18 protein-coding genes and 1 other RNA gene are annotated in these 17,290 nt (G+C 69.4%); 18 read left to right on the plus strand and 1 reads right to left on the minus strand.

What is annotated here, in order from left to right:
- Positions 1-18 precede the first annotated feature (18 nt).
- From thrS to VEW47_01100, 16 genes are all read left to right on the plus strand, one after another.
- Positions 19-1,971 (plus strand): threonine--tRNA ligase, encoded by a 1,953-nt coding sequence (thrS, locus tag VEW47_01025; GenBank protein ID HYS03750.1) that lies wholly within the window; start codon positions 19-21, stop codon positions 1,969-1,971.
- Positions 1,972-2,006: 35 nt separating this feature from the next.
- Positions 2,007-2,618: a translation initiation factor IF-3 gene (infC, locus tag VEW47_01030; protein HYS03751.1), complete on the plus strand. Its 612-nt coding sequence runs from the start codon at positions 2,007-2,009 to the stop codon at positions 2,616-2,618.
- Positions 2,619-2,629: 11 nt separating this feature from the next.
- On the plus strand, positions 2,630-2,833 hold the full coding sequence (gene rpmI / locus VEW47_01035; protein ID HYS03752.1) for a 50S ribosomal protein L35: 204 nt from the start codon (positions 2,630-2,632) through the stop codon (positions 2,831-2,833).
- A 12-nt stretch (positions 2,834-2,845) separates the two neighbouring features.
- Positions 2,846-3,208 carry a 50S ribosomal protein L20 gene (gene rplT, locus VEW47_01040; protein ID HYS03753.1) on the plus strand — a complete coding sequence of 121 codons (363 nt, stop codon included), beginning with the start codon at positions 2,846-2,848 and terminating at the stop codon, positions 3,206-3,208.
- A 39-nt stretch (positions 3,209-3,247) separates the two neighbouring features.
- Entirely contained in the window at positions 3,248-4,261 is a 1,014-nt protein-coding gene (gene pheS / locus VEW47_01045) for a phenylalanine--tRNA ligase subunit alpha (protein HYS03754.1), read from the plus strand.
- A 28-nt stretch (positions 4,262-4,289) separates the two neighbouring features.
- The gene (gene pheT, locus VEW47_01050) at positions 4,290-6,350 is read left to right on the plus strand and encodes a phenylalanine--tRNA ligase subunit beta (protein HYS03755.1); all 2,061 of its coding nucleotides are present in this window, start codon (positions 4,290-4,292) and stop codon (positions 6,348-6,350) included.
- A gap of 32 nt (positions 6,351-6,382) precedes the next feature.
- On the plus strand, positions 6,383-6,706 hold the full coding sequence (locus VEW47_01055) for a hypothetical protein (protein ID HYS03756.1): 324 nt from the start codon (positions 6,383-6,385) through the stop codon (positions 6,704-6,706).
- Positions 6,707-6,729: 23 nt separating this feature from the next.
- Positions 6,730-7,029, plus strand: a complete 300-nt coding sequence (locus tag VEW47_01060) for a cell division protein ZapA (GenBank protein HYS03757.1) — start codon at positions 6,730-6,732, stop codon at positions 7,027-7,029.
- Positions 7,030-7,098: 69 nt separating this feature from the next.
- Positions 7,099-7,277, plus strand: a non-coding RNA gene (gene ssrS, locus VEW47_01065) — 6S RNA.
- Positions 7,278-7,360: 83 nt separating this feature from the next.
- Positions 7,361-8,911, plus strand: coding sequence for a ribonuclease Y (rny, locus tag VEW47_01070; protein HYS03758.1), 1,551 nt, complete (start codon positions 7,361-7,363; stop codon positions 8,909-8,911).
- 17 nt (positions 8,912-8,928) lie between these two features.
- Complete coding sequence (locus VEW47_01075; GenBank protein HYS03759.1) at positions 8,929-9,747, plus strand: TIGR00282 family metallophosphoesterase; 819 nt, start codon at positions 8,929-8,931, stop codon at positions 9,745-9,747.
- Positions 9,731-11,158, plus strand: coding sequence for an exodeoxyribonuclease VII large subunit (gene xseA, locus VEW47_01080; GenBank protein ID HYS03760.1), 1,428 nt, complete (start codon positions 9,731-9,733; stop codon positions 11,156-11,158). Before VEW47_01075 ends, xseA begins: the two co-directional genes overlap by 17 nt.
- Entirely contained in the window at positions 11,133-11,405 is a 273-nt protein-coding gene (locus tag VEW47_01085) for an exodeoxyribonuclease VII small subunit (protein ID HYS03761.1), read from the plus strand. The genes xseA and VEW47_01085 overlap by 26 nt, the downstream gene beginning before the upstream one ends.
- A 14-nt stretch (positions 11,406-11,419) precedes the next feature.
- Positions 11,420-12,289, plus strand: coding sequence for a farnesyl diphosphate synthase (locus VEW47_01090; GenBank protein ID HYS03762.1), 870 nt, complete (start codon positions 11,420-11,422; stop codon positions 12,287-12,289).
- Between the two features lie 5 nt (positions 12,290-12,294).
- Complete coding sequence (locus VEW47_01095; GenBank protein HYS03763.1) at positions 12,295-13,155, plus strand: TlyA family RNA methyltransferase; 861 nt, start codon at positions 12,295-12,297, stop codon at positions 13,153-13,155.
- Positions 13,145-14,029, plus strand: coding sequence for an NAD(+)/NADH kinase (locus VEW47_01100; protein HYS03764.1), 885 nt, complete (start codon positions 13,145-13,147; stop codon positions 14,027-14,029). Before VEW47_01095 ends, VEW47_01100 begins: the two co-directional genes overlap by 11 nt.
- Before the next feature lie 7 nt (positions 14,030-14,036).
- Here the strand turns inward: VEW47_01100 and VEW47_01105 are convergent, their stop codons facing one another.
- The gene (locus VEW47_01105; protein ID HYS03765.1) at positions 14,037-14,558 is read right to left on the minus strand and encodes a cytochrome c-type biogenesis protein CcmH; all 522 of its coding nucleotides are present in this window, start codon (positions 14,556-14,558) and stop codon (positions 14,037-14,039) included.
- A 286-nt stretch (positions 14,559-14,844) separates the two neighbouring features.
- Between VEW47_01105 and VEW47_01110 the strand changes: the two genes are divergently transcribed.
- Together VEW47_01110 and VEW47_01115 are read left to right on the plus strand one after the other, a co-directional pair.
- A complete protein-coding gene (locus VEW47_01110; GenBank protein ID HYS03766.1) occupies positions 14,845-15,318 on the plus strand; it encodes a GatB/YqeY domain-containing protein in 474 nt (157 codons plus the stop codon).
- A gap of 8 nt (positions 15,319-15,326) precedes the next feature.
- On the plus strand, positions 15,327-17,285 hold the full coding sequence (locus VEW47_01115; protein ID HYS03767.1) for a hypothetical protein: 1,959 nt from the start codon (positions 15,327-15,329) through the stop codon (positions 17,283-17,285).
- Positions 17,286-17,290: the final 5 nt, after the last annotated feature.

Raw genomic sequence — 17,290 nt, forward strand, 5'->3', positions numbered from 1 at the left:
CAGGATGGGGCGCCACGATTGAAAGGACAGAGCGCCGTGGAGACCGTCGAAGTGATCCTGCCCGGCGGGGCAGTCCGCGCGTTCACGCGCGGCACCCCCCTGAGCCAGATCGCCGCGTCCCTGGACGCCGATCTCGCGAAGCGCGCCATCGCCGCGGTCGTGGACGGGATCGCCAGAGACATCTACCTGCCGCTGGATCGGAGCGCCCGGGTGGAGTTTCTCACGCCCGATTCGCCCGGGGCTCTGGAGATCTTCCGGCACACCACCTCGCACCTTCTGGCGAACGCGGTCAAGGACCTGTTCCCCGAGGTGAAAATCGGCATCGGCCCCGCGACAGAGGAGGGCTTCTTCTACGATTTCGAGCGCGCGGAGCCGTTCACACCCGCGGATCTCGAGCGCATCGAGGCGCGCATGCGCGACATCAAGTCGAAGGACTTCCCGATCAGGCGCATCGAGCAGCCGAAGCAGGAGGCCCTCGCCTACTTCCGGTCGCTGGGCGACAACCTGAAGGTGGAGCTCGTCGACGAGAAGGGCGGCGCGGTGGTCTCGTGCTACAGGCAGGACAAGTTCATGGATTTCTGCACCGGCCCGCATCTGCCCTCGACCGGCCGGATCGGCGCGTTCAAGCTGCTGTCGATAGCCGGCGCCTACTGGAAGGGTTCCGAGAAGAACCAGCAGCTGCAGAGGATCTACGGCACGGCCTTCGCGACCGAGGAGCAGCTCCAAGAGCACCTGCGACTGCTCGAAGAGGCCAAAAAGCGCGACCATCGCAGGCTCGGGCCGGCGCTCGATCTGTTCAGCGTCGAGGAATCCGCCGGGCCGGGGCTCATCTTCTGGCACCCGCACGGCACCCTCGTGCGGCAGGTCCTGGAGGATTTCTGGAAGGACGAGCACAGGCAGAGGGGCTATCAGCTCGTCACCACGCCTCACATCGCACGCGACGAGCTGTGGCGGATGTCCGGTCATCTCGATTACTACAAAGAGAACATGTACACCTTCGAGATCGAGGAGTCCGGCTACGTCATCAAGCCGATGAACTGCCCGGGCCACTCCCTGATCTACAAGTCGCGATTGCGCTCGTACCGCGAGCTGCCGATCCGCTACGCCGAGCTGGGAACGGTGTACCGCTACGAGCGATCGGGGGTCCTGCACGGCATGATGCGGGTGCGGGGATTCACGCAGGACGACGCCCACATCTACTGCACGCGCGATCAGATCCTGGACGAGATCAAGGGGGTGCTCGATCTGGTCATCTTCTTTCTGAAGACCTTCGGGTACGAGCGCTACGAGGTCGATCTGTCGGTCCGCGACCCCTCCCATCCCGAGAAATACGCCGGGGACGATGCCGGATGGACGATGGCGGAGGACGCGCTGACGCAGGCCCTCGGGTCGCGCGGCCTGCAGTACATCCGGCGCGAAGGCGAAGCGGTCTTCTATGGTCCGAAGATCGACGTGCGGATGTTCGACGCCATCGGCCGCCCCTGGCAGGGGCCGACCGTCCAGTTCGACTTCAATCTGCCGCAGCGCCTGGGAATCCACTACGTCGCCCCGGACGGATCGCAGACACCGGTCGTGATGGTGCACCGCGCCATCTACGGGTCGCTCGAGCGCTTCATGGGCGGGCTGGTGGAGCACTACGCCGGCGCCTTCCCGCTGTGGCTTGCCCCCGTGCAGGCGGTGGTCCTGCCGATCACCGATCGGACGCGCGGGTACGGCGGCCGGATCCTGGACGTCCTGCGCGCCGCGGGTCTGCGCTGCGCCCTCGACGATCGCAACGAGAAGATCGGCGCCAAGATCCGCGAGGCGCAGATCAAGAAGATCCCCTACATGCTGGTCGCGGGCGATCGCGAGGAGCGGGACGCGACCGTGGCGCTGCGCAGCCGCAGGGAGGGGGACCTGGGTCCGATGGGCGTCGAGGCGGTCCGTGACCGACTGGTCAGGATGAACGCCGGGCGCGAACTCGGGCCCTGAACGGTTTACCCGGTCAACCGAACGCTGGGCCCCTGGTGGACGGGGGCGGGAGGAAGAACACCATCGAGAAAAAACTAAGGGTCAACGAAAAAATCCGGGCCCGGGAAGTGCGTGTCATCGGGCCGGACGGGGCGCAGCTCGGGATCATGTCCCCCGATCAGGCCCTGCGGATAGCCACGGAGGGCGGGCTGGACCTGGTCGAAGTCTCCCCCGACGCGGTCCCGCCGGTCTGCCGCATCCTGGACTACGGGAAGTACCGGTATCAGCTCAACAAGAAGGCCCAGGAGGCCAAGAAGAAGCAGAAGACCATCCAGGTCAAGGAGGTGAAGTTCCGCCCCAAGACCGACGAGCACGACTACGAGTTCAAGAAGAACAACATCATCCGCTTCCTCACCAAGGGAAAGAAGGTGAAGGCGACGGTCATTTTCAGGGGCCGCGAGAACATGCACCGCGATATCGGGTACAGGATCCTCACCCGCCTGCGACAGGAGGTGGGCGATTTCGGAATCGTCGAGAACGAGCCGCGCCAGGAAGGTCCGTTCCTCGACATGATCCTGGCGCCGAAGAAGTGGTCCGAGAAGGCGCCCGTCCCGGCGCCCCCCGGCAACCCGGCGGAGAAGATCTCGCCGGGCCGGCGCGGTCCCTAGGAGAGGCACGCATGCCCAAGATGAAGACCAAGAGGGGCGCGGCCAAGCGCTTCCGGTTGTCCTCGACCGGCAAGGTCAAGCGAAGCCGCGCCTACAAGCGTCACATTCTCAGCAGCAAGACGACGAAGAGAAAGCGCCACCTGGACATGGAGGCCCTGGTCAGCAAGTCGGACAGGCGCCGGGTGCGCGAGATGCTTCCGTACGGCCGACCCTAGGAGAGAGCCCACGTGCCGAGAGTCAAGAGAGGAACAAAGAGACGTCATCGACGCAAGAAGATGCTCAAGCTGGCGAAGGGGTATTACACCGGCAAGAGCAAGCTGTACCGCGCGGCCAAGGAGGCAATCGAGAAATCGCTCGGCTACGCCTACCGCGACCGACGGGCCCGCAAGCGCGAGTTCAGGAGCCTGTGGATCGTGCGCATCAACGCGGCGGCGCGCCAGAACAGCCTGTCTTACAGCCGCCTCATGTCCGGGCTGGCGAAGGCCGGAGTGGCGATCGATCGCAAGATCCTGGCCGACCTCGCCGTGACCGATCCCAAGAGCTTCGCCGCGCTGGCAGAGACCGCCAAGAGCGCCCTCGGCGTCGCCTAGGGACGTGGGGCGCCGCCCGCGGCGGCGCCGGGAGCCTCCGTGAAAGGCCGCGTCCAGGAGATTCGCCGACAGTTCGATCACGATGTGGCGGCGGCGCGCGACGCCGCCGCTCTCGAGCAGGTGCGCACACGGTACGTCGGCCGCAAGGCCGGGCTCCTGACCCTCCTGCTCCGGGATCTGCGCGACGTCCCGGCCGGCGAGCGCGCCATCCCGGGCAAGGCCGTGAACGAGCTCAAGGCCCACGTCGAGACGGCGCTCGAGGCGGCGCGCAGCCGGGTCGCCCGCGGCGAAGGGAAAGACGGGGCGATCGACCTGACCCTGCCCGGCCGGTCGCAGCAGCCCGGAACCTCGCATCCCGTCACCCAGGTGCGCGCTCTCATCGAGGAGATTTTCCTCGAGATGGGATACACCCTCGAGACCGGGCCGGAGGTCGAGACCGACTTCTACAACTTCGAGGCCCTCAACATACCGCCGCACCATCCGGCGCGCGACATGCAGGACACGTTCTACGTGGAGGGCGGCCTGCTGCTGCGGACCCACACCTCCCCGGTGCAGATCCGCACGATGCAGGAGCGCCGGCCGCCGGTCAGGATGGTGGCTCTCGGCAAAGTGTTCCGCCGAGACTCGGACGTGACCCATTCCCCCGTCTTCCACCAGGTCGAGGGGCTGGTCGTCGACGCGGGGATCACGTTCGCGCACCTGAAGGGGACCCTGGCGCACTTCTGCCGCCGGGTGTTCGGGCCCTCCGTCAAGATCCGGCTGCGCCCATCCTACTTCCCGTTCGTGGAGCCCGGCGCGGAATACGACATCTCCTGCATCTTCTGCGCGGGCGCGGGCTGCAACCGCTGCAAGGGAACCGGCTATATCGAGATGGGGGGAGCCGGCATGGTCCACCCCGCCGTCTTCGAGAAGGTGGGGTACGACCCGGAGCGCTACACCGGGTTCGCGTTCGGCCTGGGGATCGATCGCATCGCCATGCTCAAGCACGGCATCGACGACATCCGCCTGTTCTTCGAGAACGATCTGAGGTTCCTGTCGCAGTTCCCCGGGTGATGCCGGAAACGGTCGCAGGATCGCGCGCATGAAGTTCAGTCACGAATGGCTGCAGACATACGTCGGCATCGCGGAGGAGCCGGAGCGCGTGGGCGAGCGCCTGACCGCGGCCGGCCTGCCCCTGGACGGGATCGAGACGCGCGACGGCGACACTCTGTACGACTTCGACATCTTCACCAACCGGCCCGACTGCATGAACCATCTGGGCGTGGCGCGGGAGTATGCTGCGCTGACGGCGGCGCAGCTGCGGCCGCCGGACGTCTCGGTCCAGGCCACGGGACCGCCGACGGAGGAGCGCGCCTCGGTCATCGTCGAGGCGCCGGACCTGTGCGCGCGCTACGCCGCGCGTTGCGTCCTCGGCGCGAGGGTGGGCCCCTCTCCCGACTGGCTGCGCCGCCGCCTGGAGTCGATCGGGCAGCGTGCCATCAACAACGTCGTGGACGCGACCAACTTCGTGCTGTGGGAGATGGGCCACCCGCTGCACCCCTTCGACCTGGACCGGCTGGAGGGCCGGCGGATCATCGTCCGGCGCGCGCGACCCGGCGAGCGCCTCACGACCCTGGACGGCGCCGCGAGGGAGCTGACATCGGACGTGCTGGTGATCGCCGACGCCAGGAAGGCCGTCGCCCTGGCCGGCATCATGGGCGGAGAGGCGAGCGGGATCGGTCAGGGGACGTCGAACGTGCTCCTGGAAAGCGCCTGGTTCGAGCCCGTGCCGGTGCGGCGCGCCGCGCGCGCCCTCGGTCTGCGCACCGACGCGTCACACCGTTTCGAGCGGGGCGCCGATCCGGAGGCGGTCCTGCCGGCCCTCGACCGGGCGGCGCAGATCATCGCCTCCATCACGGGCGGCGTGGTGACGTCGCGGCCGATCGATGTCCATCCGCGGCCGCAGCCGAAACGAGTCATCACGTTCCGCCCGGCGCGGGCGCGGGACCTGCTCGGCACGCCGTTCGAAGAGCGCGACATGCGCGATCCCCTCGAACGGCTCGGATTCGCCGTCGCACCGGGGCCCGACGGCGTCTGGTCCGTGTCGGTGCCGTCCTTCCGTCGCGACGTCGAGCGCGAGGTGGATGTGATCGAGGAGGTGGCGCGCCAACGCGGCTACGGCGTCATCCCGGAGAGCCTTCCGATCGTGGCCTCCGAGGGGGAAGGCCGGACGCCCCTGGACGCGACCCTGGTCGCCGCGCGAGGGGCGATGCAGGCCGCCGGTCTCTCCGAGGCGATCAACTACGTCATGGTGGATGGGGAGGACGCCGGACAATTCGCCCCCGGCGCGGCGGCGCCCCTGGCTCTGACCAACCCGCTGCAGGCGAACGCGGCGTTCCTGCGCACCAGCCTGCTTCCCGGTCTCCTGCGCAACCTGGCGCACAACCTGAATCACGGACTCGCGGCGGTCCGCCTGTTCGAAATCGGCACGGCGTTTCTGCCGGGCTCCCCGCTCCCCCGGGAGAAGCCGACGCTGGCATTCGTGCTGGCCGGCCGGGGCGTCCCCACCCACTGGAGCCTGCCGGGGCGCGACACCGACGTGTTCGACGCCAAGGGCGCGGTCGAGCTCCTCGCGAAGCTCGTCGGAGTCCCCACCGTGACCTTTTCTTCGGATAGAATTCCGTTCCTGGAGGAGGGACGTGCTCTGACCGTCTCGAGCGGGGACCGCGTGCTGGGCGTCGTCGGCGAGATCAAGAGGTCGCAGCGGGAGCGCTTCGGCATCGATCGGCCGGCGTTCGGAGGCGAGCTCGATCTGTCCGGGATCGAGGCGGTCCGGGAACCCACGCGTCGGTACCATCCTCTCGCCCGCTACCCGGCGGTGCGTCGAGATCTGGCGATCGTCACGGGCCCGGCGACCACGTTCGAGGCGATCGAGCGGACCATCCGCAGGCACAGCCTCCTGCCGGTGGTCGAAGTGCTGGCGTTCGATCTGTACACCGGTCCCGGGGTGCCGCCCGGGTGCAGGAGCCTCGCGGTGCAGATCGTCCTCCAGCACCCGGAGAAGACTCTCCTGGCGCAGGAGGTGCAGGAGAGCGTGGACGCCATCACCGGTGCCCTGCGGCGCGAGCTGAACGTCGAACTGCGCGGTGCGGTGCCGGAATGAACGAGAACCGAACCCGACGGGCGGAGGTGAGGATGGAGCCGAAGAGAGTCGTGGTCGATCTGCAGCAGCTCGATCTCCTGGAGCAGAAGATCGTCAAGGCGACCGAGCTCATTCGCTCCCTGCGCAGGGAGAAGGACGCGGCCCTGGCCAGGACCCGGGACCTCGAGAAGTCCCTGGCTTCGGCGCAGGCGCAGGTCACCGCCTCGGAGCGGGGCAGGGACGAGGTGCGGGAGCTGTCCCAGCAGCTCGACCTCCTGCGTGAAGAGCGCCAGACGATCCGCGGACGCGTGAGCCAGATGCTCGAACTGATGGCCGGCCTGGAGGAAGGCGGCGGCGAGGCGAGGCGGGAGCACTGACCCCGCGGCGGGAGGGACGCACGATGGAACGCACAGAGGGCCGTCTCGTGCAGGTGGAGATCTACGGGCAGTCCTACAACCTCCGCGGGGAGGGCGAGACCGGCTACATCCAGGACCTGGCCTCGTACGTGGACCGCAAGATGCGCGAGGTCAGCGAAGCCACCGCCACCGTCGATTCGCTGAAGGTGGCGATCCTTGCCGCCCTCAACATCGCCGACGAGTCGCGCCGGGGCGTGCGCCCCGATCCGGGGATCATGAAGGGCGGTCCCGATCGCGTGGCGCGACTCATCGACATGCTCGAGCGCTGTTTCGCGGACGCGTGACCGGAAGGGGGCTGGGACCCTGCGTTGCGCGGGTCTTGACGAGAAGGGGGCGGGGCGGTACCATCGGCTCCGACCCTGCGAGGTGCGTGTTGGAGCGGTACTTTTGAGCCAACACTATTTGAACGGGTGCCTGAGTCCATTCGTCGTGAGCGTCCCCGTCCGCGGGGATGCCTGAAGCGAAGGCAAGGGTCCCATACTGGTAGTCCAGGTTCAAATAGTTCTTCTCCTCACGGCTGAGCGGGGTTTCAGCATGTTCTGAGCCCTCCTCCGGCCCGGTACCCCGCCGATCGATCGCCGGTCATCTTCAGCGCGACTGCCCGCGAGGAACATCGTGACCTACGTCCTCATCATCCTGGGAGCAGCGCTCGCGGCCGCCGCCGCGGTGCTGGGGCTGCGCCTGCTGCGCGATCGCCTGCGGGCGCAAGCGGAGCGGCGCGCCTCGGGGATCGTCAGCGACGCGGAAAGCCGGGCCCAGACGCGCCTCAAGGAGGCCGAGCTGGAGGCCGAGGAACTGCGCGCGACGGCCGAGGGCCGGTTCGAGAGCCAGACCCGCAAGAAGCGCGAGGAGCTGCAGAGCGCCGAGGCGCGCCTGCGCGAGCAGGAGCTCAACGTGACCCGCAAGCTCCAGCTCCTGGGCCAGAAACAGCAGGAGATCGACGAGCGCGTGGCGCAGCTGAAAGAGCGCGAGGAGCGCGCCGCGTCGCTCGAGAAGGAGGCGCAGGCGCTCGTCCTGGAGCGGCGGCAGCGCCTGGAGAGGATCGCCGGCACCAGCGCGCGCGACGCCCACCGCGAGCTCATCCGGGAGATCGAGACAGAGGCGCGGCAGGAGGCGGCCAGCCTCATCCGCCGCATCGAGGACGAGGCGCTGGCCGAGGCGGGGGGGCGGGCGCGGCGCATCGTCGCCGAGGCGATCCAGCGGCTGCCGGCCTCGGACCTCATGGACGGCGTCGTCACGGCGGTGAAGCTGCCGAACGACGACATGAAGGGCCGGATCATCGGCCGCGAGGGACGCAACATCCGCGCGCTCGAGATGGCCACCGGGGTCGACGTCATCGTGGACGAGACTCCCCAGTCGATCGTCCTGTCGAGCTTCGACCCGTTCCGTCGGGCCGTGGCGAAGCACGCGATCGAGCGTCTGATCGAGGACGGACGGATCCACCCCGCGCGCATCGAGGAGATGGTCGTGCGGGCGCGCGCCGAGATGGAGGAGAGTCTCGACTCCCTCGGCGAGAGCGCCGCGTTCGAGCTCGGCATCACGGGGCTGCCGCAGCGCCTGCAGCACCTGCTCGGCAAGCTCAAGTACCGTGTGGTGCTCGGGTACAACCTGCTCGATCATTCGGTGGAGGTGGCGCGGCTGGCGACGCAGATCGCCATGCTCCTGGGCCTTCACCCCGAGGTGGTCAAGCGGGCCGGTCTCCTGCACGAGATCGGCCAGGTCGAAGAATCGCGCGCCGACACGCACCCGATCCTCGTGAGCGCCGATCTGGCCGCGAGGCTCGACGAGGACGCTCGCGTGGTGCAGGCGATCCGGGCGCTGCACGGGAGCGGGAGCGATCCGTCGGTCGACGCGGCGATCCTGAAGGTGGCCGAGAAGGCGATCGTCGCCCGCCCCGGCGAAAAGGACACCACCCTGCAGGGATTCATGGAGAGGATGCGCAGCCTGGAGGCGATCGCCTCCTCCTTCAACGGCGTCAGCCGCGCCTTCGTCATGCGCTCCGGAAAAGAGGTGCGGGTCCTCGTCGAGGCGGGTGCGGTGAACGACGCCGACGTCGTGACCCTGTCGAAAGAGATCACCAGCCGCATCCAGAAGGAAGTCGAGTATCCCGGCGCCGTGCGCATCAGCGTGATCCGCGAGACCCGCGCCGTGGACTACGCGACCTAGAGACGAGGGTTCGACGCATGCGCATCGCTTTCCTGGGAGACGTCAACGGCCGCGCCGGGCGGCACGTCCTGGCGTCGCAGCTGCCGCGGCTCGTCGCGGCGCGCTCGATCGATTTCGTCGTGGCGAACGTCGAGAATGCCGCCGACGGGTTCGGCATCACCCCCGAGCTCAGCGAGGAGCTCCTCGCCTGCGGCATCGATTGCATGACCTCGGGGAACCACATCTGGGACAAGGTCGAGATCGTCGATTACCTGCCGGGCCAGCCCCGTCTTCTCCGCCCGCTCAATTACCCGGACCGGGCCCCGGGCCACGGCCTCTACGTCGGTGAGACGGCGGCGGGCGTGCCGGTGGCGGTGATCAACCTGATGGGACGTGTGTTCATGCCGCCGTGCGAGAACCCCTTCCCGATCGTCGACCAGGCCCTCAAGCGTCTCGAGGGGAAGGCCGCCGTGATCCTGGTCGACGTCCACGCCGAGGCGACCTCCGAAAAGACGGCGATGGGGCGCTACCTCGACGGACGCGTCACCGCGGTGGTCGGCACGCACACGCACGTGCAGACCGCGGACGAGATCATCCTGCCGCGAGGCACGGGTTACATCACCGACCTGGGGATGACCGGGGCGTACGATTCGGTCATCGGGATCGAGACGGAGCTCGCGCTCAAGAAGTTCCTGACCGGCATGCCGGTCCGCTTCACGACAGCGAAGCGCGATCCGAGGATGTGCGGCGTCATTCTCGAGGCGGACGACACGAGCGGGCGCGCCCTTTCGATCGAGAGGATCCAGGTGCGCCCCGATGGCGGGACGCCGGGAGCGGGGGATGCGCGGACTGTTTGACGAGCCGCTCCCGGACGCACCGGGAGGGGGCGCTTCAGGACCGGCGCCGCGCGAGACGCGGCGCGTCTACACCGTCAGCGAGCTCAACGCCCTGGCGCAGGAGATCCTGGAGGAGTCCTTCCCATCGATCTGGGTGGAGGGGGAGATCAGCAACCTGCGCAAGTATCCTTCGGGACACACCTACTTCACGCTCAAGGACGAGGCGGCGCAGATCGCCGCCGTGCTGTTCCGGGGCGCCTCCCAGTCGCTCCCCTTCCGTCCGGAGGACGGCCTCAAGGTCCTGGCGCGCGGGCGGATCACCCTGTACGAAGCGCGTGGCACCTTTCAGATCATCGTGGATGCGCTCGAGCCCGCCGGGCTCGGGGCCCTGCAACTCGCGTTCGAGCAGCTCAAGGCCCGCCTCCTGGCCGAGGGTCTCTTCGACCCCGCCCGCAAGCGGCCCCTGCCCCTCCTGCCGCGGCGCATCGGCATCGTCGCGTCCCCCCGGGGCGCCGCCCTGCGCGACATCCTGAAGGTCCTCGCCCGGCGCTTCGCGAACCTCGAGATCGTCCTCGCACCGTCCCGCGTCCAGGGGGAGGGCGCCTCGCTCGAGATCGTCGAGTCGATTCGCATGCTGAACCGTCTCGGTGGCATCGACGTTCTGATCCTGGCGCGCGGGGGCGGCTCGATCGAAGACCTCTGGCCGTTCAACGAGGAGCGCGTGGCGCGCGCCATCGCGGCCTCCACCGTCCCCGTCGTCTCCGCCGTGGGACACGAGGTGGACACGACCATCGCCGATCTCGTCGCCGATCTGCGGGCACCCACGCCGTCGGCCGCGGCCGAGATGGTGGTCCGATCGAAGGAGGAGCTGGGGGATCGGATCGCGGCCCTGCGCGGGCGCCTGATCGCCGCGGCCCGCCTGCGGCTGTCCGCGGCGGGCGTCGCGCTCGAGGACGCGGGCTCGGCGCGGGCGCGCGAGGCGGTGCGCGACCGGCTCCGCGACCTGGCCCTGCGGGTCGACGATCTGACCTTCCGCCTCGGGGCGCACCTGGAGCGGACGACGACGGACGCGCGGCATCGCCTCGAGATCCTGAAGGAGCGCATGACACCGGAGAGACTCGCGGGACGCCTGCGGCACCGCAGGGCCAGGGCCGACGGCCTCGACAGGCTTCTCCATGCTTCGATGACGACCCGGCTGCAGCGCGCGCGGGATCAGTGCTCCGCCTACGCCGAGAGACTCCTGGCCCTGTCCCCTCTCGCGGTCCTGGGGCGCGGCTACGCGATCTGCAGGCTGCAGAGCACGGGGGCGATCCTGAAGGACAGCACCGCCGCGCGCGCCGGCGACGCCGTCAGTATCAGGCTACACCGCGGCAGTCTCGACTGCGCGGTCACGGAGGTCCGAGCCCATGGCGAGCGCGAAGAAGGGGTCTAGGCAGCCGGGTTTCGAGGAGGCGCTCGAGCGACTGGAGGCGATCGTCAAGAGCCTCGAGGAGGGGGACCGTCCGCTGGAGGACTCGCTGCGGCTTTTCGAGGAAGGCGTATCGCTCACGAGGCTCTGCGCCGCGAAACTCGAGGAGGCCCAGCGCCGCATCGACGTTCTGACGCGCGGCGAGCAGGGCGACCTGAAGCTCGCGCCGTTCGAGGACGAGGGTGAGGGCGGGGAACCCGGGCGCTCATGAGGCTTCCCGCGCGGATGCAACGCGATCGACGGCTCGTCGATGCCGCCCTGCGCAGGTTCCTGCCGAGCCGCGTCGAGGTCCCGCTGACCGTGCGCCGCGCCATGGTGTACTCGCTGTTCCCCGGGGGCAAGCGTCTGCGGCCGATCCTGGCGATCACCGCCTGCCGGGCGCTGGGGGGGCGCGTGTCCGACGTCCTTCCTGTGGCGGCCGCGATCGAGATGATCCACACTTACTCGCTGATCCACGACGATCTTCCGGCCCTCGACAACGACGACCTGCGCCGAGGACGGGCCACCAGCCACCGCGTCTTCGGAGAGGCGATGGCGATCCTGGCCGGGGACGCGCTCCTCAACCACGCCTTCGAGATCGCCGCCACGCACCCGGGTGGCCCGGGTCTCGCGGCGCGCAAGATGCGGTCGATAGGTCTCCTGGCGCGCGCGGCGGGGGTCACCGGCATGATCGGCGGGCAGGTGATGGATCTCGAGGCGGAGGGCCGCCCCTATTCCTACGGGACGCTCCTCAAGATCCACCGGGGCAAGACCGGGGCGCTGATCTCCGCGGCGGCGCAGATCGGCGGGATCATCGCGGGGGTCGGCCGACGGGAGCTCCGGGCGCTACGCGCCTACGGCGATGCCGTGGGACTGGCCTTCCAGATCGTCGATGACATCCTGGACCGGGAAGGGGATCCCGAACGACTGGGCAAGACCCTCGGCAAGGACGCGCGGTCCCGCAAGGCGACGTTCCCTGCCCTGCTGGGCGTCGAGGGTTCTCGTCGCCGCGCGGAGGAGGCGATCGGGCGCGCCGAGCGCGCTCTTCTGCGTTTCGGGACCCGCGGACGGGCGCTCGGAGTCCTCGCGCGCTTCATCGTCCACCGCGCGAATTGAGCCGCGTGCGCCGGGAGAAGCCGGGGCTCGAACGCGCGGAGGGGCACGCCGGGGCGGGGACGGCCAGACGGCCGAAGGAACGCCTCGACCGGCTGCTGGTCGAGCGCGGTCTGGCCAGGAGCCGGGAACGCGCGCAGGCCCTGGTTCTCGCGGGGGTCGTGCGCGTCGACGGCAAGGCGGGGCAGAAACCGGGGACGCTCCTGTCTCCCGATGCCGTGATCGAGGTGCGGGCACCCGACCACCCGTTCGTCGGGCGGGGCGGTGTCAAGCTGGAAGGGGCGCTCGCGAGCCTGCGTGTCGCGGTCTCCGGGCGCCTGGCCCTGGACATCGGCGCCTCGACCGGAGGGTTCACCGACTGCCTCCTCAGGCGCGGGGCGGCGCGCGTGTACGCGCTCGACGTCGGCCGGGGTCTTCTCGACTGGTCGCTGCGCAGCGACCCCCGGGTGGTGGTCCTCGAAGGGCGGAACGCCCGGTATCTCTCCCGGGATGATCTGCCGGAGCAGGTGGATCTGGCGGTGATCGACGTGAGCTTCATCTCCCTGAGGCTGATCTTCCCGCCGCTGCCGCCCCTCCTTCTGAAGGACGCCGACGTCGTGGCGCTGGTGAAGCCGCAGTTCGAAGTGGGCAAGGGGGAGATCGGCAAGGGAGGGATCGTGCGCGAGCCGGAGAAGCACCTGAAGTCGGTCCTGTCGGCGGCCGCGGCCGCGGACAAGGCCGGGTTCTCGGTGCGCGGCGCCTGCGTCTCGCCGCTTCCGGGAGCCGAAGGGAACCGCGAGTTCTTCCTGCACCTGTCCCTCGACGCGGCGGGGGCGCTGCGCGGCGAGACCCTGGACCGTCTTCTGGGAGGCATCGTTCATGGCGGATGAGACCCGGCGGAAAACGATCTCGACCGTGACCATCGTCGCCAAGCGGCAGGCGGCCGAGGCCCGTCTCGCCGCGCGCCATTGCGCGCGGTTCCTGGAGGCGCGCCGCGTCGCGGTCACCTTCGATCCGTTCACCGCGCGGGCCCTGGGTCGCCGCCGGGACGGCCGCGTCCCCGGCGGCGCCGCCCGGCCTTCCGACCTGTACATCGTGATCGGCGGTGACGGCACGCTCCTGATGGTGGCCCGGGACCTCGCCGCCCGTCCCCGCCCGATCCTCGGCATCAATCTCGGCGGGCTCGGCTTCCTGACCGAGACCGGCCCCGGCGAGATGGAGGAGATCCTGATCGAAATCCTGGACGGGCGCTACGCCCTCGACCGCCGCATCGGTCTCGAGGTCAGCATCGTGCGCGGCGGAAAGACCGTGATGCGCCAGGTGACGCTCAATGATGCGGTCATCAACAAGGGGGCCCTGGCGCGCATCATCGAGCTCCGGCTGTCGATCGATCGTGATCCCGTCACCACCTACAAGTCGGACGGCCTGATCATCTCCACGCCGACCGGCTCGACCGCCTACTCGCTGTCGGCCGGAGGGCCGATCATCCACCCCAGCCTGAAGGCCTTCCTGATCACGCCGATCTGCCCGCACACCCTGAGCATGCGTCCCCTCGTGCTGCCCGACGATTCGACGGCCGAAGTCAGCCTGCACACCGGTGATTCGGAGGTCTACCTGACCCTGGACGGCCAGGTCGGCCACGCGCTCAGGACCAAGGACCGGGTCCGGGTGCGGCGCAGCCGCCAGCCGATCCTGATGGTCCGGTCGCCGCGCAAATCGTACTTCGAGGTCCTAAGGCACAAGCTGCACTGGGGGGAGCGCTGAAGGAATCCTACCGCGTGCGCTTCTTCCTGGCGCGTGTGGGCGAGGGTGAGGGGGTGGGCGTGGGCGTGGCGGTGGCGACGAGGACGCCGGATCCGTAGCGGCCCACCATGGCCGCGTCGATCTCCTGGCCGGTCTTTTTCGCGTTGACCAGCTCCTGCACATACAGACGCATGTCACGCGATCCCGGAGTCTTGCTGCAGGTGCAGACATTCAGGAGATCGTTGCAGGAGCAGACGCAGCGGTAGCGCTCCGCGATGATGCTGGCTTCCGGCGACAGTCGCACGGGAAGGGGGGCCGAGATGGGCGTACCCTGCGCCGGGTTCTCCGTGCCCGCCTGGGCCGGGGTGGCCGACGGCTCGGGCGCCGCGCCGGGAGCACCCGTGTGGCTCTTGCGGTACAGGGCGAACGCCACGAGACCGATCAGGACGACGGCACCGGCCACCACGACCAGGTTGGCGAGGCGCGGCTGCGCCGGCGGCCGTCCGGCCCCCTGCGTCCCGCTCTGTTCCCCACCCCGCGGCTCGTCCACGCCCCGACCTCGAAGACCCAGCCTTCGCCCGCTTCACCCCGGGCGAAAGCGCGGCATTATAGTGTAGCCACGCAGCCGAAGGCCAGCGCACCCAGTCGTCTGAACACACGCGGCGCGGGGCCCTTCCCCCGCGCGGTCGTCTGAGACCGCGCGCCGGGGCCCCGCCGCGCGCTCCCCAGCGCGGTGGGCGGCGCGTGGCGAAGCGAGGGGAGGTTCGCGCAGCGAACCGGACCCGTGCCGCGCGCGCGAACAGCCCCGCGCCGCGCCCCCTCTGGACGGGACACCCGTGACCACTTATGATGCGGACGGCAAGGAGGGGCGGATGATCGAGACCTTCAAGGCTGACCTGACGCAGGCGATGCGGCGTCAGGACGCGATCACCATGGCAACGCTGCGCATGCTGATCTCCCAGGTGCAGTACGCGCGGATCGACGCGAAGCGCGACCTGACCCAGGACGACTACCTGACCCTTCTGCAGCGGGCGGTGAAGACGCGCCGCGAGGCGATCGAGCACTACGATAAGGGAGGCCGCAAGGACCTGGCCGACAAGGAGCGCGCGGAGATCGCCGTCATCGAGCGTTATCTGCCGGCCGCGATGAGCGCCGAGGACATGGCCGCGGCCGTCGATGCCCTCCTGAAGGATCTGGCGATCAGCGAGAAGAAGGACCTCGGCCGTGCCATGAAGGAGTTCATGGCCCGTCACCGCGGCCGCGCCGACGGCAAGGCGGCGAACGCCCTCATCGCCTCCCGGCTGAAATAGGGCTCCGCGTGACGCCCGGCCCGATCAGCCGCGGCGAGGCGGCCGCCCTCCTGGCCCTCCTCCTCCTGCTGCTGGCCCTCACCCTCACTCCGATCACGAACAACGATCTCTTCATCCACTTGAAGACCGGCGAGACGATCCTGAAGACAGGAAGCGTTCCGCGCGTCGACGACTACTCGGCCCTGGCGCGCGGACGCCCGTACATCGCCCACGAGTGGCTCGCCGGCGTCGTGTTCAAACTGGTGCAGGCCGCGGCCGGCTGGAACGGCCTGATCCTGCTCAAGGCGCTGGTCGGGATCGCGGTGGCCGCCCTGCTCTATGCCGCGGCCCGCCAGACCGGCGTTCCTCCGGACACGGGGCTCCCGGCGCTGGCGTTCGTCCTGATCCTCGCCGCCTCGCGATTCATGGAGAGACCGCACATCTTCACGTCTCTCATGATCGCCGCCTTCCTGCTGCTGCTGACGCGGCGGCGCCGGGGCTTGCGCGCGCCGGTGTGGGCTTTCCTCCTGCTTCAGACGATCTGGGCGAATCTGCACGGCGGCTTCGTCCTCGGCCCGGTGATCGTCGCGCTGGCCGCGGCGGCCACAGCGCTCGATCGGTTCCTCGAGCGTCGCGCCGGTCTCGGGACGACCCGCGGCGCATCGCCGTCCTCCGTCGCGCCGGTACCGGCGCGTGAGGCCGCCTCGCTCGGCCTGCTGGCCATCGGACTGGTGCTGGTCTCGCTCGTGAACCCCTACGGGCCGAGGCTCCTGAAATTCCCGTTCGCGCTCACAGGAACCTCCTTCATGGGCGAGATCTACGAGTGGCTCCCCCCTCTCGTCGCGTTCGACTTCAGGAACGGCACGTTGACGCCCAGTCCCTACGCCTCCACCTACATGGCCCTGTACTACCTGGCGTGGATCGGTTTCGGGATCCTCTCCTTCGGCCTCGTCGCCGCGCGCTGGCGGCGCGGGCACCCGCTGCCGCAGGGCGCGACCTTCGCCGTTCTGGTGTTCGCCCTGTTCCTGATCCTGTCTCTGCGGATGAACCGGAACGTCGCAGACTTCGCCCTGGCCACCTTTCCGGGGGTCATGACCGCCTTCACGGCGGCGCGCGGAGACGGCAGGCGGCCTTCGCTCCTTCCCTGGATCGCGACGGCGCTCCTCCTTGTCGCGGCGTGGTTCGCCGTCATGGGCTACCCGTACTCCCCCGCCATGCGCCGCAGCCCCGGCCTGGGGATCGGCCGGAACATCCCGGTGGCCGCCGCGGACTATCTCGCCGGCATCGGGGTGCGGGGCAACGTCTTCAACACCTACGCTTCGGGGGGCTACCTCATCGACCGCCTGTATCCCGCGGTGCGCGTCGCGATGGACTCCAGGAACGACGTCTACGGAGAGGATCTGTACCGCCAGTACAGCCGCGCGCTGAGCGACGCCGATGCGCTCGACGCCCTGCTCGATCGCCTGGACGCGGCAGCCATTCTGCTCGAGTGGCCCAACCAGGGGATGATGACCGCCGCGGCCGCGGTGCATCGGCTGAAGGGCTGGACGCCGGTCTTCTTCGACGACGTGGCGGTGATCTACCTGCGCGCCGACGGTCCGTGGGCCGGGGTGGCGGAGCGGGACGGCTACACGCTGCTCGACCCGGCTCTCTACAGGGGGGGCGCCATCCGTCACGAGAACGCGGCGCGCGCCCTGGCCGAGGCGGAGAGGGCGCTGGCGCAGGGGGGCTCGTACATCGCGCGGGTCATCCGGATCGACGCGCTGTACGGGCTGAAGAGGGACAGCGAGGCGCTGCAGGACGAGGACCGCCTCCTGAAGGAGGACCCGCCCCTGTTCCACATCTACACGCACCTCGGCTGGATCCGCCTGGCGCGCGGCGATCGGGCGGAGGCGGCGGCTCGTTTCCGCCGCGCCCTTCACTACCAGCCCGACTCGCAGCTGGCGATGCAGGGACTGTCGCTGGCGCAGGGCGCCGCGTCCCCGTGAGACGG

The sequence above is a fragment of the Candidatus Dormiibacterota bacterium genome (assembly GCA_035635555.1).
In the GTDB taxonomy this organism is placed as follows: Bacteria; Acidobacteriota; Polarisedimenticolia; order Gp22-AA2; family Gp22-AA2; genus Gp22-AA3.

Bases quoted from the DNA above. Each gene is read 5' to 3' on its own strand.
- xseA (HYS03760.1), top strand. From the start codon at position 9,731: ATGCGCGGACTGTTTGACGAGCCGCTCCCGGACGCACCGGGAGGGGGC.
- VEW47_01085 (HYS03761.1), top strand. From the start codon at position 11,133: ATGGCGAGCGCGAAGAAGGGGTCTAGGCAGCCGGGTTTCGAGGAGGCG.
- VEW47_01100 (HYS03764.1), top strand. From the start codon at position 13,145: ATGGCGGATGAGACCCGGCGGAAAACGATCTCGACCGTGACCATCGTC.
- rpmI (HYS03752.1), top strand. From the start codon at position 2,630: ATGCCCAAGATGAAGACCAAGAGGGGCGCGGCCAAGCGCTTCCGGTTG.
- VEW47_01055 (HYS03756.1), top strand. From the start codon at position 6,383: ATGGAGCCGAAGAGAGTCGTGGTCGATCTGCAGCAGCTCGATCTCCTG.
- pheT (HYS03755.1), top strand. From the start codon at position 4,290: ATGAAGTTCAGTCACGAATGGCTGCAGACATACGTCGGCATCGCGGAG.
- VEW47_01090 (HYS03762.1), top strand. From the start codon at position 11,420: ATGCAACGCGATCGACGGCTCGTCGATGCCGCCCTGCGCAGGTTCCTG.
- VEW47_01075 (HYS03759.1), top strand. From the start codon at position 8,929: ATGCGCATCGCTTTCCTGGGAGACGTCAACGGCCGCGCCGGGCGGCAC.
- VEW47_01060 (HYS03757.1), top strand. From the start codon at position 6,730: ATGGAACGCACAGAGGGCCGTCTCGTGCAGGTGGAGATCTACGGGCAG.